Here is a 14647-nt window from a genome sequence, read left to right on the forward strand (position 1 = left end):
GGAAGATGACGATGAATGCGTTGAGGACATTGGCAGGTGCGGTGCTGGCGTTGTCGCTTGCTGCTGGCGCAGCACAAGCCCAGCAAGTGTTGTTCTGGTCGACACAGGCGCGACCAGTGGAAGAGACACAGAAGATGCGCAGCGAAGTGCTGAAGGGGTTTGACGGCCAGGTCGACTATCAGGTCGCCGAGGACGGGCCCTGGCTCACCCGCCTTCAGGCCGAACTGCAGGCCGGCTCCGGCACCATAGGCGTGCTCGGCGGCCTGCACGGAGACTTCTCCACCGTCGGCGCGAACCTTGTCGATCTGTCCGGCGTCGATCTCGGTGGCGTCAAGGTCAACGAGACCTACAAGAAGCTCGGCATGCTCGGCACCGGCGAGCAGAAGTACCTGCCATGGATGCAGGCCACCTTTCTGATGGCGGCCAACAAACAGGCGCTGCAATATCTGCCGGCCGGCACCGATCTCAACACCATCACTTATGACCAACTGATCGAGTGGGCGAAAAACATCGCGGAAAAGACTGGTTCACCCAAGTTCGGTTTTCCGGCCGGCCCGAAAGGGCTGAAGCATCGTTTCTTCGAGGGTTTTCTCCTTCCGTCTTATACCGGTTCGATGGTGACCAAGTTCCGCTCGGCGGAGGCCGAGACGGCGTGGAACAAATTCAAGGAGTTGTGGCAGTACACCAACCCGAATTCGACCAACTATGCCTTCATGCAGGAGCCGCTGCTGACCGGCGAAGTCTGGGTGGCATTCGACCACGTGGCGCGGCTTGCCGACGCCTTTAACCAGAAACCCAATGACTTCGTCGCCTTTCCGGCGCCGGCTGGCCCGGCAGGCCGCGGCTACATGCCGGTGGTGGCCGGTGTCGCTATCCCGAAGACCTCGCCTGACATGGACAAGGCCAAGGCGCTGGTCGCCTATATGCTGAAACCGGAAACCCAGATCGCGACGCTGAAGGCGACAAACTTCTTCCCCATCGTCAACGTCAAGCTGCCCGACGACATGCCGGCCTCGGTGAAGGCTTTCAGCCCAGTGATCGCCACCATGACAGCAGCTCCCGATGCGTTGCCGGCGCTGCTGCCGATGGGACTTGGCGGCCTCAGCGGCAAGTTCAATCAGATCTACACCGACAGCTTCGAGCGCATCGTGCTCGGCGGCGAGGATGTGCACGGCGTGCTCGACGAACAGGCGACGGCGCTGAAAGCGATCATCGAACAGGCGAAGGCGCCGTGCTGGGCGCCCGACAAGCCATCGCAAGGCGCCTGCCCGGTCGATTAGGAATCCTCCCTGGGCGTCCGGATTTCCAGCGCGCCGGGCGCCCACCCTTTTTTCAAGCGTCGAATAGAGAGCGCTCCATGCACGGCAAGGCCCTTCCCTATCTGCTGCTGATGCCGGCGACGCTGTTCCTCTGCGTCTTCTTCCTCTACCCGTTCGCGCTGGTCGCCTTCGAGGCGTTCACCCGCGACGGCGGTTTTACGCTCGACAATTTCCGCACCATGGCGGGCAGCTGGAAGTTTCCGGTCACTGTCCGCAATACGCTGCTGCTGAGCGCCATCGTCGTGCCGATCCAACTGGTGATGGCGCTGCTGATGGCAACGGTGGTGTCGCGGCTTGAAACCGGGCGCAGCGCTGCGCTTTACATCTTCGCTATTCCGCTCGGCATCTCCGATCTCGCCGCCGGGCTGATCTGGCTCGCCATCTTCGACCAGTCCGGCTTCCTGAACACCTTGCTCTCCAATCTCGGCGTCATCCACAGGCCGGTTATGTTCCTCGGCTATCAGAGCAAGCTGACGATCTTCATCGCCGTGGCGCTGGCCGAGATCTGGCGCGCGACCGCCATCATGATGGTCATTCTGGTCGCCGGCATGGGGCTGATCCCCCGGGAATACTACGAGGCGGCGGAGGTTTTTGGCGCTAGCCCGTGGAAGCGCTTCATCAAGATCACGCTGCCTCTGCTGCGCCCAAGCCTGCAGACGGCGATCATCCTGCGCGTCATCCTTGCCTTTGAAGTCTTTGCCGTGGTTGCAGCACTCGGCGGCACCAATCTGCCGGTGCTGATGGGCGAGACCTACAATTGGCAGTTCACGCTGCAGGACCGCAATGTCGCCGCCGCCATGGCGCTGTTCATCCTCGCCATCTCGATCGGTTTCACGCTGTTCTTCCTGCGGGTGCTGCGTGTGCCGAAGGAGGCGCGGATATGAGCACGGTCGCGGAACTCTCGATCGCCGCGCCTGAGGCCCGCAAAGCCGGTAACTGGTTGCTGGTCGCCACCGTCATCCTGCTTTGCGTCTGGGTGCTGCTGCCGATCTATCTGTTGATCGTCAACGCGCTGTCGTCGCCGGAAGAGGTGACCGCCTTTCCCAAGCGCTTCTTCCCGTCATTCGATTTCGGCAGCCTTTCTTTCTTCATCAATTTCGCCGGCGTCGCCAAGGCGCTGTGGAACTCCGTTCTCGTCGCCACGCTGACGATGCTGCTCTCGATCGGCTTCGGCGCACCCGCGGGCTACGCGCTGTCGCGCTTCGAATTTCGGGGCAAGGAAACGTTCCGTTTCCTCGTGCTGATGACCCGCGCCTTCCCGCTGCCGCTGCTGGCGCTACCGCTGGCGGTGATGTTCATCCGCACCGGCCTCGACGATACCGCGATCGGGCTGGCGCTGGTCCACACCACGCTGGCGCTGCCGTTTGCCGTGCTGATTACCTTCTCGCTGTTCTCCGGCATCCCAGTCGAGCTGGAGGAAGCTGCCTGGACACTCGGCTGCACGAGATTGCAGGCATTCCGAAAAGTCATTCTGCCGCTGGCGCTGCCGGGCATCGCGGCGTCGGCGGTGTTTGCCTTCACCATCTCCTGGAACGAGGTGTTTGCCGCCGCCGTGCTCACCATCGAGAACCGGACGCTGACCGCCTTCCTGCTGCAGAGCCTTGGCGAATCGCCGCTCTACCTCAAATTCGCCGGCGGTGCTGCCTTGGTTATCCCGGCGCTGATCTTCATCTTCGCCGTCCGCAAATATCTGTTCGCCATGTGGGGGATCGCCAACCGATGACGCGCACAAAAGAGAACGCCGATGGCTGAGATCGTCATCAAGCAGGTGGCAAAACGTTTCGGCGGCTTCACCGCGCTGCATTCGATCGACCTGACCATCGCCGACCAGGAATTCATGGTGCTGCTTGGTGCCTCAGGTTGCGGCAAGACCACGCTGCTGAGGATCGTCGCCGGGCTGGAAACGCCAAGCCAGGGCGAGGTCTGGATCGGCGGCCGTCGCGTCGACCATCTGCCGCCGCGCGCCCGCGGCATCGCCATGGTGTTCCAGAATTACGCGGTCTTTCCGCACCTGACGGTATTCGAGAACATCGCCTTCGGCCTGCGCATGAAGAAGCTGCCGCAGCAGGAGGTCGACGGGCGCGTCAACCGCACCGCGGAGCTCATGCATATCGAGCAACTTTTGAAGCGCTATTCGGGCCAGCTTTCCGGCGGCCAGCGCCAGCGTGTGGCCGTCGCCCGCGCGCTCGCCATGGAGCCCGATGTGATCCTGATGGACGAGCCGCTGTCGAACCTCGACGCGCTGCTCAGGCTCGAAATGCGCGCCGAGCTCAAGGGCGTGCTGGCGGCGTCCAAGACCACCACCATCTACGTTACCCACGACCAGGTCGAGGCGATGAGCCTTGCCGACCGCATCGCCGTCATGCATCAGGGCCGTATCGTCCAGGCCGCCTCACCGGTAGAGGTCTACCGCAATCCGGCGGCCCGCTTCGTCGGCTCCTTCATCGGCAACCCGCCGATGAATTTCATCCCGGCGACGAAGACTGCGAACGGCAGCTGGATCGTCGCCGGCCTGACGCTACCTGGCCCCAAATCGGACAAGCAGACGATAGAATTCGCCATTCGCCCCGAGGATGTGGACGCCGGTAACGAAGGCATTAACGCCACCGTGCGCGTCGTCGAGCCGCTCGGACCGCACACGCTGGTCACCTGCGATGTCGAGGGCGGCCTGTTTCGCGCCATTCTCGAATCGAACGCCACGGTCGCCGTCGGCGATCACTTGCGGCTTTCGCCCAAACCCGATCGCATCCGCTGGTTCGATCCCGAAACCACGAACGCCCTTTGATCCTCCCTTCGATCCTGAAAGTACGAACGCCCCGATGATATCTCTTGCCATTGACGAAACTATCGCCCGCGCCGTCGAGGTGCTCAGGGAAAATGACCAAGGCACCTATACCATACCGACCAAGGGCCTCTACCCGTTCCAGTGGAATTGGGATTCCTGCCTGACCGCCCTCGGTCTTGCCCACTATGACGAGGCCCGAGCCTGGACCGAGATCGACACGCTGTTCGCTCACCAGTGGCCGGACGGCATGGTGCCGCACATCGTCTTCCACGTCTGGAACGACGGCTATTTCCCCGGGCCGGAGGTCTGGCGAACGGACCGCCCGACCGCCACCTCGGGCATCACCCAGCCGGCAGTCGCCGGCTTTGCCGTGCGCCGCCTGTTCGACCAGGCCAAGGACAAGAAACTGGCGGCCGAGCGCGCCCGCGCGCTGCTGCCGAAGATCGACGCCTGGCACCGCTGGTTCTACGAAAATCGCGACCCGAACGGCGAAGGGCTGGTCGCCATAATTCACCCATGGGAGTCCGGCCGCGACAACTCGATCGACTGGGACGAGGCGTTCGAGCGCGTGCCGACCGAAGGCGTCGAGCCCTACACCCGCCGCGACATCCTGCACGCCGACCCTGCGCATCGACCGACCAGGGCCCAGTACGATCGCTATATCTGGCTGCTGCAGCATTTCCGCGAACTTGGTTGGGACAACACCCGGCTGCACGATGCCTCGCCCTTCCAGGTCGTCGATCCCGGCTTCAACGCCATCCTGATCCGTTCCGCCGCCGATCTTGCCGATCTCGCCGATACACTTGGCGAAACTGAAATCGCAGAAGCCAATCGCGCCCGTGCCGAAAAGGGGCTTTCGACGATGGAACGGCTGTGGAGCGACACACATGGCCAGTACATTTGTTTCGACCGAGTGGCCGGAAAGCTCGTGGACAGCGCGTCGGTCGGCGGCATTCTGCCGGTGTTTTCGGCCATTCCGGAAAGCCGGGCGGCGGCCATCGCTGCAACGATCGAGCGCATCGCCGGCAAAGCGCGTTACATCGTCCCCTCGCACGATCCTGGCGATGCACGCTTCGACCCAAAGCGCTACTGGCGCGGCCCGGTCTGGCTGGTGGTCAATTACATGATCGCCGACGGCCTTGCCGCCGCCGGCCACAGCCAAATCGCACAACGGATCACGCAATCCAGTCTCGACCTGATCGCCGAGAGCGGTTTTGCCGAATATTACGGTCCCCTCAGCGGCGAGCCGCTCGGCGGCAATCGCTTCACCTGGACCGCGGCGATGGTGATCGAGTTCCTGAAGGGCAGAGCCTGAACGCTTCCGCCTAGGCCGCCGGCTACCAAAGCCCGTTCTGTCTGCCGAATAACAGTCGACCCCATTTGCGTCTGAGGCATGTCCTGGCCCATCAAACAGGGCCAAGGCATGCCCAATCTTCACCATGCCAGAGCTATAATAATTCGTCACAAACCGCTATCTATACTGCGTCGGGGCGGGGAGAAGCGCGGCTTGGAATTCGATCTGAAGACCATTGAGGCGCTTGCTCCCGATCAGGCGTCGCTGAGCGCCGCCTCCAAGCTCACCAAACGAACGAACTGGCCGCGGCTCGAAAAGCATGAGCAGCAGGCGCTCATCTGGGGCGAATGCCAGGGCTCCGGCTCCAATCCTTATCGAGTGGTGGTCGACACGGGTGATCACGGCTACCAATGCACCTGCCCTTCGCGCAAATTCCCATGCAAGCACACGCTGGCCCTGATGTGGATCGCTGCCACCGCGCCAGCCAGCTTTGCCGCGGCCGAATCCACGCCGGGATGGGTGAATGACTGGCTTGGCCGGCGCCGGAAGACGGCGTCACAGCCGGTGCAGCAACCGGCACCGGGCGCGGAAGCCAAGAGCATTGGCGAAGCCGCACGGGCGGACGAGAGCGCCGCCGTTGAAGATAACGCAACGGTCGAGCGTCGCGAGGCGGCGCAGCGCAAGCGGGCGGAAAGCACACGAGAAGCAGTGTCGGCGGCGCTCGATGAACTCGACCAGTGGATTGCCGACCAGTTGCGGCTCGGTCTTTCCGGGTTTGTCGACGCCAGCAGCGACCGTTGCCGGCGGATTGCTGCGCGGCTGGTCGATATGAAGGCAGCGGCGCTCGCCGGCCGTATCGACGAGATTCCGTCGCGGCTGATGGCGCTGCGCAGCGAAGAACGACCGGATGCGGCGATCCGCGAACTCGGCAAGCTCGTGCTGCTGGCCAAGGCCTGGCGGTCGGCGCCCGACGATCCCGAGTTGAAGCGGCTTGTATCGACATCCGAAACCCGCGAACAGGTGCTGGCCAATCCCGATGCAATGCAAGTCGAAAGTCTCTGGGAGGTTGTCGGCGAGAAGATCGAGACCCGGCGCGATGGTTTGGTCAGCCATTCGACATGGCTGCTCGATCTGAAAAGCTCCACACCACAATTTGCCCTGCTGCTCGATTATTTTCCCGCCTCGGCCGGACGCCGATCCAACGCCTTCTCGCCAGGCGATCGCTTCAATGCCCGGTTGGTCTTTTATCCATCACGCCGGCCACTCCGGGCGCTGGTGGCAGAACGCATGGGCGACGTCGCATCGGGCCCGTGGCCCGATTTTACCCTGGGCGTCGCCAAGGATCCGCTGGCTGCGCATGTGTGCCATCAGGATGCCGCTCCCTGGCTCACAGATAGCCCTCTCATACTGCCGCCTGGTGCGATCCTGGTCGACGATCGGGGCGCAGCCTGGTGGCAGGCCGCCGATGATCCGCAAGGGCTCGCCTTGCCGATCAGTGGCGCCGTCAATCAGACATTGCTCGGCCTCGACCTTGCCGCCACGGCAGCGCTCTGGGACGGCGCTCGGCTTGAGCTTCTGGCGGCTCAAAGCGGGTTCGGGAGGCTTGACCTGTCGTGAATGAGGGCGAGCAAACAGGCCTGGCGACCATGCGCGATTGTTGGATCACCGGCGGAGCCACCTTCGATCTGGCTCCGGCCGCCTGGAAGGCAATCGCAGGCGGCGCAAGTCCCGACGAGCAGGAGCGCCGGCTCCTGGCAATTGCAGCGCAAGCGCTCGACGTCGCCTTGCGGCCGGCGGCGCCGAAGACGCTCAAGCGGCGGCCGCCGCTGCCCGGGCTTGCCTTGCCAATGCTGCCGGAGCGGTTGCGGCCGCTTTTGCGCGCCGCCCTGAAGCACGCCGCCGACGCGAGGCGAAAGGCACGCGTGGCGGCGCTCGTCGCCAGCCGCGGCTTCGTGCTCCACCCAATGGACTGGATGCCCTCGTCGGATCAGAACAGCCCGGATGTCTACGCTCCATGGATCGACTGGCAAGCCAGCGTGGATGGAGAAAGACATACCCCGCAAGAGAAACTCACGGCGGAAAATTGGGATGAGTTCTATCCCGCCGCGCGCCGCATCGCGCTGGCTGATATGCGCCGGCGCGAACCGGCCGCGGCGCGAATGCTGATCGAGGCCAAGGCCTCGGGCGAACCTGCGGAGGTCAGGCTTGCGCTCATCGAACTTATGCGCTTCGGCCTCAATGCCGAGGACGCGCCGTTCCTGAAAAGCCTTGCCACCGACCGTTCCGGCAAGGTGCAGGACCTGGCTGGCCGGTTGCTGGCAAGGTTGGGCGAGCACGGCCATTCGAGCGAAGGCGGGGCGGAGGATCCAGCAGTCGAACTCGCCGTCTTCATCGGCGAAGGCAAATCCGGCTTCATCCGCCGCCGGACCACCTACACGCCGGCGAAACTCAAATCCCCGGCGCAGGAAAAGCGCCGCGCCGAATTGTTCGAGACTTGCAATCTGGTCGACCTCGCCAGACGGTTCGGCATCACGGAACCCGAATTCATCGGAGCCTGGCAGTTCGGCGCCGACAACACCGCTGATATCCTGATCGCCCGAATGGTCGCCGCTTCTGGGAGCGACGCGGCGGTGACGCATATGGCGGACATGCTTGTCACCGAAGGCGGCAAACCGGCGCTGTTCGTGTTGCACCTTGTGCCGCGTCTGGACAGCCGCAGGAAACGGGCTCTCGTCCGGCTGATCCTCAAGCAAGCAAATTACCTCAGCGCGATCAATCTGGCGGAAGGCATTGATGCTGGCTGGCTGGAATGGGACGATCTTTCGAACGGGTCAGTTCTTCCCGCTTTGCGTTCCGCCGTTGCGGGAAACGACGAAGCCGTGCGGCGGGGCGCTGACGATATACTGGAAACGATCGGCTACCTTGCCACAGCGACCACAGCAGCCAAATTGATCGACGAGGTCGTCGCTGCCGGTATGCCGCCCGCCGCCCCATCACTCAGTGTCCTGCGTCTCAACGCGGCGCTGGCCGAACATCAGTCTCGAACCGACACATGATCAATCCGGAGAATTCATATGAACGCTGCCATCCGTCTCCCGGTCGAGCAGGCCTATGCCTCTGAATTGCAGGCGCTGGCGCGCGGTGACGACAGGCAAAAACCTGCCGGCTGGAGCCTGTCGCCACAGGCTGTGCTGACCTATCTGCTCGGCGGCAAGGCTAGCGACGGCACACTGATAACCCCGAAATATGTCGGTCGCCGCCGGTTGATGGAAACCGCGGTAGCGACGCTCGCCACCGACCGTGCACTCTTGCTGCTCGGCGTTCCCGGAACCGCCAAGTCCTGGGTATCTGAACATCTTGCCGCCGCCATCATGGGCGACTCGACGCTGATCGTGCAGTGCACGGCCGGCACCGACGAGAACCAGATCCGCTATGGCTGGAACTATGCGCAGCTGCTGGCAAAAGGCCCGAGCCAGGAAGCGTTGGTGCCGACGCCGCTCTACCGAGCCATGCAGAACGGCAAGCTCTGCCGGCTGGAGGAACTGACCCGCATGGGCTCGGACGTGCAGGACACGCTGATCACCGTGCTTTCCGAAAAGATGATGCCGATCCCGGAATTGAACACCTCGATCTACGCCCAGCGCGGCTTCAACATTATCGCCACGGCAAACAACCGCGACAAAGGTGTCAACGAGCTCTCCTCGGCGCTCAAGCGTCGCTTCAATGTCGTGGTGCTGCCATTGCCGGAAGACATGGCCGAAGAGGTGGCGATCGTCTCCAAACGGGTCGATGAGATGGCTGGCGGACTCGACCTGCCGGTGCCAAAAAATGTCGGCGAGGAGATCGCCCGTGTGCTGACCATCTTTCGCGAATTGCGCTCCGGCGCGACTGCCGACGGCAAGGTGACGCTGAAGACTCCTTCCGGCTCGCTGTCGACCGCAGAAGCGATCGCCACGATGGTTGGCGGGCTCAGCCAGGCGGCGTGGTTCGACAGTGGCAAGCTCGGCGCCGAAGGTCTCGCCGCCAGCCTTGTCGGCGCGATCGTGAAGGATCCGGTGCAGGATAAGGTGGTGCTCGAGGAATATCTGGAAACGGTGCTCAAGAAGCGCCCCGACTATGCCGGCTATTACGCGGCGCTGAACGCAGCGATCTGACGCCATGAGCCACGGCGACATTGCCTATTTCGGGATACGCCATCACGGGCCGGGTTCCGCCGACAGCCTGCTGCAGGCACTGCAGGATTTGAACCCGGTCGCCGTGCTGATCGAGGGGCCGATCGACGCCTCTGAGCTTCTGCCCATGCTGGCCCGCCCCGAAATGCAGCCGCCGGTGGCGCTCCTTTGCTATCCGGAGGACGATCCGGCTTCGACAAGCTTCTGGCCTTTTGCCGAGTTCTCGCCCGAATACCAGGCGGCGCTTTGGGCTGTGGGCAATAAGGCGACGTTGCAGTTTATCGACCTGCCATCGTCGGCACGGTTCACCACTGCTGCGATCGGTGGCGCGGAGGACACCGACGCGACCGAAGCTACCCAAGCCCTCGAGGATGGTGACGCGGCTCCGCTTCCGCGTGATCCGATTGCCATACTGGCGCACGCCGCCGGTTATGAGGACGGCGAAAGCTGGTGGTCGGACATCATTGAACAGAACCCGGAACCCGGCCCGATATTTGCGGCCATCGCCGATGCGATGACGACACTGCGGAATGGTGAGGGTCCGATCGCGCAGTTCGAAGCCAAGCGCGAGGCGCATATGCGGCTCGAAATCGCCAAGGCGCGTAAGCAGTTCGAGGGGCCGATCGCCGTCGTCTGCGGAGCATGGCATGTGCCGGCGCTGCAGGCCACCCACACTCAGAAAAACGATCAGGTCCTGATCAAGGGAATTGCCCGGCGCAAGAGCACAATGACATGGGCACCGTGGACCGGACCGCGCCTGGCGCTGGGATACCGCTATGGCGCGGGCGTCGTCGCGCCCGGCTGGTGCAAGCATCTTTGGCGCACGCGCGGTCGGCGCGATGCGGCAACCCTGTGGCTTGCCATGATCGCGGCGCTGCTGCGGACGAAGGGCCATCTGGTCTCGACCGCTTCGCTGATCGAAGCGAAGCGGCTCGCCCGCGCGCTCGCCGCCATTCGCGAACGGCCGAAGCCCGGGTTCGAGGAATTGCGCGACGCCGCGATCGCGGCCCTGTTCAATGGCGAAGCGTTGCTGTGGGGGCTGGTCGAGGCCGAGTTGCTTCTGGGTGCGGACGTCGGTGAAATTCCGCCCGACACGCCGCTGGCGCCATTGATCGAGGATCTGCAGCGCAACCAGAAGGCGGCGCGGCTGAAGCCCGAGGCGCTGGAGCGCGAACTGTCCGTCGACCTGCGCAGCGAAAGCGGGCTGTTTCGCTCGACATTGCTGCATCGGCTGAGCGTGCTTGGTGTGCATTGGGGCAGACTGACCGATGCCGGTCGCAGCCGTGGCACCTTCCGCGAGCGGTGGACCCTGGCGTGGGAACCGGAATACGCCGTTCGTCTGGTCGAGAACCTGATCTACGGGCCGACCATCGAAAAGGCTGCCAATGCCCGCCTGATCCAGATGATCGAAACGGCGGCGACGCTCGATACGCTTGCGGCATTGGTGCAGAACGCGATCACGGCAAACCTGTCGGAAGCATCGACTGCCGGCCTTGCGGCGTTGGAGGCGCGAGCGGCGCGCAGCAGCGAATGCCTGGAGATCCTGGCGTCTGTGCCGCCCCTCGCCGACATCATCCGTTACGGCGAGGCCCGCAAAACGGAGACGAACCGGCTGTCCGGTCTCATGGAGCGGCTGATCGTCGAAGGTGCGATCGCGCTTCCGTATGCTGTACGCGATCTGGATGAGCAAGCCGCCGCGACGCTGGTCGGTGCGATGCGCAAGGCCGATGAGGCGATCAGACTGGTCGAGCCCGGGCAAGACGTACTGGACGGATGGCGTAACGGACTGGCTGCCGTGGTGGAGGGATCGCGGTCGACGGCGCTGCCGGCAGGATGCGCCGCGCACCTGCTCTACGAAGCTGGCCGGCTTTCCGCCGAGGACGCTGCCGGACTGCTCGAGCGACGCTTGTCACCGGGGACTCCTGTCATTGAAGCGGCCGGATTCTTCGAAGGCTTCTTCAGCACTGCCGGCCAGCGGCTGATCTATGACGAAGGTCTGCGCGGCGCGGTTGATGCGTGGCTGAAGTCCCTCGACGAGGACGCTTTCTCGCGCATCTGCCGCTGCTGCGCCGTGTCTTCTCCAATCTGGACAGCATGGAGCGCCGGCGGTTGATTGAAGCGGTGCTCGGCCGCGCCGCGCGGCTGCCGGCCGGCCTGATACCGGCGCCCGATCGCGGCGAGGCCTGGCGTCGGCACCTGGAGCGGCTTGGACCCTTGCTCAAGAGCGGGACATAACGATGGACGACGAGGCAGAGGCGACCCAAACGGGCGCACCATCGCCGGATGGCGGAAGAGAGCGCCGCTGGCGTCTGGCGATCGGCGCCGACGATGAGACATCTGCGGCACTTTCCAGCGACGACAAACGGCTTTCGGCGGCTCTTGACGCGTTATACGGCGACGGCGCCAATGCCGCTGCCGACCCGCGCAAACGGCGCGGCGGGCTAGGCCGTTCGGCGCCGCGCGTTGCGCAATGGATGGGCGACATCCGCTCTTTCTTTCCCGCGCAGGTCGTCCAGATCGTCCAGAAAGATGCCTTCGAACGGCTGAACCTGAAGCAGATGCTGATGGAGCCGGAGTTCCTGAAGGCGATCGAGGCGGACGTCAATCTGGTCGCCGACCTGGTTTCGCTTCGCTCGGTGATGCCTGCCAAGACCAAGGACATCGCCCGCGCGATCATCGCCGATATCGTGGTCAAGCTGATGCAGAGGCTGGAGCAGAAGACAGCCGAGGCAATCCGTGGCGCGCTCGACCGGTCGAGGCGCACCAACCGCCCGCGTTCGCGCGATATCGACTGGCAGCGCACCATCTCGGCGAACCTTCGCCACTACCAACCCGAACACAAGACCATCGTGCCGGAGAAGCTGGTTGGTTTCATACGCAAGCAGCGACGGCTAGTCGATCTCGACGAAGTCGTTCTCTGCGTCGATCAGTCCGGCTCGATGGCAAGCTCGGTGATCTACGCCTCGATATTCGCAGCGGTCATGGCCTCGCTGCCGGTTGTGCGCACCAAGCTCGTCTGTTTCGATACCGCCATCGTTGACCTTACCGAAGAACTCAGCGATCCTGTTGAAGTGCTGTTCGGCGTGCAACTCGGCGGCGGCACCGACATCAACCAGGCGGTCGCCTATTGCGCCGACCGTATCGAACGGCCCACCAAGTCGCATCTGGTGCTGATCACCGATCTCTATGAAGGCGGTAATGGCCAGGATCTGCTGCGGCGACTGGCAGCGCTGGTTCGATCCGGCGTAAATGTCGTGGTGCTTCTGGCGCTGACCGATCAAGGCCGGCCCGGCTACGATCCCACAATGGCAGGCTCGGTAGCAGCCCTTGGTATTCCCGTCTTCGCCTGCACGCCGGATCTGTTTCCGGACATGATGGCTGCGGCCTTGCGCCGTGCGGATATCGGAGCATGGGCGGCGACCGCCGATATCAAGCTGGTCCGCGCCGAAGCGCAGGTGTCGAGCCACCCATCACCAACTGCCACAGTTTGACAAAACGCGGTCCGCGCCTATGGTCGACCTGTTACAGGAGCGGTGCATGGCGACAGCAACCGACTGCATTTTTGGCGGGTTTTCCGCATGTTTTCTTTCCAGCGAAATTCGCGTCAAGCCGCGCCTGCAATCCTCGCCGGTCTTCGCGTGCGCTGCATCGATATCTGCGCGCCAATAGCATCCGTGAGCGCCCTCTCCTCACGAACCGCCGAGCTTCTGTCGCGACTTGAGGGTCGGCTGGATCGGCCGGCGATCGTCTCGGCCGATGAGGCCGGGCCGCGTTACAGGGAAGACCCCGACGGCAGGACGGGTGCGCGGCCGGAGGTCGTGCTGCGACCGCGCACTGCCGGCGAGGTGTCGGACATACTGCGCCTCTGCAATGAGGCGGGGCAGAGGCTTGTGATCCAGGGTGGCCGGACCGGGCTTGCCGGCGGCGCTCGCATCCAACCCGGCGAAGCTGTGCTGTCGCTGGAGCGCATGACTTCCGTTGAAGCTCTCGACCGCGAGGCGGCGACCATCATCGCCGAGGCCGGCGCGCCGCTACAAGCGGTGCAGGAAGCCGCCGATGCGGCCGGCCTGCTGTTCGGCGTCGACATCGGAGCGCGCGGCACGGCCACCGTCGGTGGCAATGTCGCCGCCAATGCCGGCGGCATCCGTGTGCTGCGCTACGGTATGTACCGGGCTCAGGTGCTTGGCCTGGAAGCGGTGCTTGCCGACGGCAGTATCCTGACCTCGCTCAAGGGTTTGGCGAAGGACAACTCCGGCTACGACCTCAGCCAATTGTTCATCGGCAGCGAAGGCACGCTCGGCGTGGTCACGCGCGCATGCCTGCGGCTGCATCCGAAGCCGGCCACCGAGATCAACGCCTTCTGCGCGCTTGCTTCGCTCGACGCGGCGATCACGTTGCTTGCGCTGCTCAGGCGGAAGCTCGGGCCCTTGCTGTCGGCCTATGAGGTGAATTTCGCACCGCTCTATGGCGCCATGATCGCCGGCATGGAGGCGCCGGCGCCGCTACCCGCCGGCTCGCCCGTCTATGTGCTTGCCGAGATACAGGGCAGCGAGCCCGACCGCGACGGCGAACGTTTTGCCGCGGTGCTGATGCAGGCGGTTGAAGATGGCGTGATCGACGATGTGGTCGTCTCGCAATCGCCGCGCGAATTCCGGGCGCTCTGGGCGGTGCGAGAAGAGGCCAACCGTTTCCTGTTTTCGATGACAGGCCTGATCGGCGTCGATATCAGCATCCCGCTGGCGAGAATGGCGACTTTCCTGGGCGAAACAGAAGCCGCCATCAGGGCCGTCGACCCTGGCGCCGACATCTACGTCTTCGGCCATCTCGGCGACGGCAATCTGCATTATCAGGTCCGCACCGCGGATCCGGCGGCCGCATACGGCATCGTGTACCGCGGTGTTGCCGCCGCCGGCGGCGGCGTTTCGGCCGAACATGGCATCGGCCTCGACAAGAAGGAATGGCTGCACCTTGTGCGCAGCGACGCCGAGATCGCGGCCATGCGCCGCCTGAAAGCAGCCTTCGACCCGAACAACATCCTCAATGCCGGGCGCATCTTCGACCTCGCGCCGGGCTGAAA

General features: G+C 63.9%; 12 protein-coding genes. All 12 read left to right on the top strand.

Annotated features, from left to right (window positions below):
* The first annotated feature begins 11 nt into the window (after nt 1-11).
* On the top strand, nt 12-1280 hold the full coding sequence (locus tag NKJ12_RS07095) for an ABC transporter substrate-binding protein (protein ID WP_352701804.1): 1269 nt from the start codon (nt 12-14) through the stop codon (nt 1278-1280).
* A 77-nt stretch (nt 1281-1357) separates the two neighbouring features.
* Nucleotides 1358-2203, top strand: coding sequence for a carbohydrate ABC transporter permease (locus tag NKJ12_RS07100; protein ID WP_352505343.1), 846 nt, complete (start codon nt 1358-1360; stop codon nt 2201-2203).
* Nucleotides 2200-3042 carry a carbohydrate ABC transporter permease gene (locus NKJ12_RS07105; protein WP_352476534.1) on the top strand — a complete coding sequence of 281 codons (843 nt, stop codon included), beginning with the start codon at nt 2200-2202 and terminating at the stop codon, nt 3040-3042. Before NKJ12_RS07100 ends, NKJ12_RS07105 begins: the two co-directional genes overlap by 4 nt.
* 21 nt (nt 3043-3063) lie before the next feature.
* Nucleotides 3064-4104, top strand: a complete 1041-nt coding sequence (locus NKJ12_RS07110) for an ABC transporter ATP-binding protein (RefSeq protein WP_352505344.1) — start codon at nt 3064-3066, stop codon at nt 4102-4104.
* Nucleotides 4105-4138: 34 nt separating this feature from the next.
* A complete protein-coding gene (locus NKJ12_RS07115) occupies nt 4139-5419 on the top strand; it encodes an amylo-alpha-1,6-glucosidase (protein WP_352701806.1) in 1281 nt (426 codons plus the stop codon).
* A gap of 192 nt (nt 5420-5611) precedes the next feature.
* Nucleotides 5612-7015 (top strand): SWIM zinc finger family protein, encoded by a 1404-nt coding sequence (locus tag NKJ12_RS07120; protein WP_352701808.1) that lies wholly within the window; start codon nt 5612-5614, stop codon nt 7013-7015.
* 29 nt (nt 7016-7044) lie between these two features.
* Nucleotides 7045-8454 carry a DUF5691 domain-containing protein gene (locus tag NKJ12_RS07125; RefSeq protein ID WP_352701811.1) on the top strand — a complete coding sequence of 470 codons (1410 nt, stop codon included), beginning with the start codon at nt 7045-7047 and terminating at the stop codon, nt 8452-8454.
* Between the two features lie 18 nt (nt 8455-8472).
* Nucleotides 8473-9552, top strand: a complete 1080-nt coding sequence (locus NKJ12_RS07130; protein WP_352645331.1) for an ATP-binding protein — start codon at nt 8473-8475, stop codon at nt 9550-9552.
* Between the two features lie 4 nt (nt 9553-9556).
* Nucleotides 9557-11683 carry a DUF5682 family protein gene (locus tag NKJ12_RS07135; protein ID WP_352701813.1) on the top strand — a complete coding sequence of 709 codons (2127 nt, stop codon included), beginning with the start codon at nt 9557-9559 and terminating at the stop codon, nt 11681-11683.
* A 124-nt stretch (nt 11684-11807) separates the two neighbouring features.
* Nucleotides 11808-13061: a VWA domain-containing protein gene (locus NKJ12_RS07140; protein ID WP_352701815.1), complete on the top strand. Its 1254-nt coding sequence runs from the start codon at nt 11808-11810 to the stop codon at nt 13059-13061.
* 46 nt (nt 13062-13107) lie between these two features.
* Complete coding sequence (locus NKJ12_RS07145) at nt 13108-13239, top strand: hypothetical protein (protein WP_352701817.1); 132 nt, start codon at nt 13108-13110, stop codon at nt 13237-13239.
* 5 nt (nt 13240-13244) lie between these two features.
* Nucleotides 13245-14645, top strand: coding sequence for an FAD-binding oxidoreductase (locus NKJ12_RS07150; RefSeq protein WP_502905695.1), 1401 nt, complete (start codon nt 13245-13247; stop codon nt 14643-14645).
* Nucleotides 14646-14647 lie beyond the last annotated feature (2 nt).

This window comes from Mesorhizobium sp. M0195, assembly GCF_040322115.1.
Lineage (GTDB): Bacteria > Pseudomonadota > Alphaproteobacteria > Rhizobiales > Rhizobiaceae > Mesorhizobium.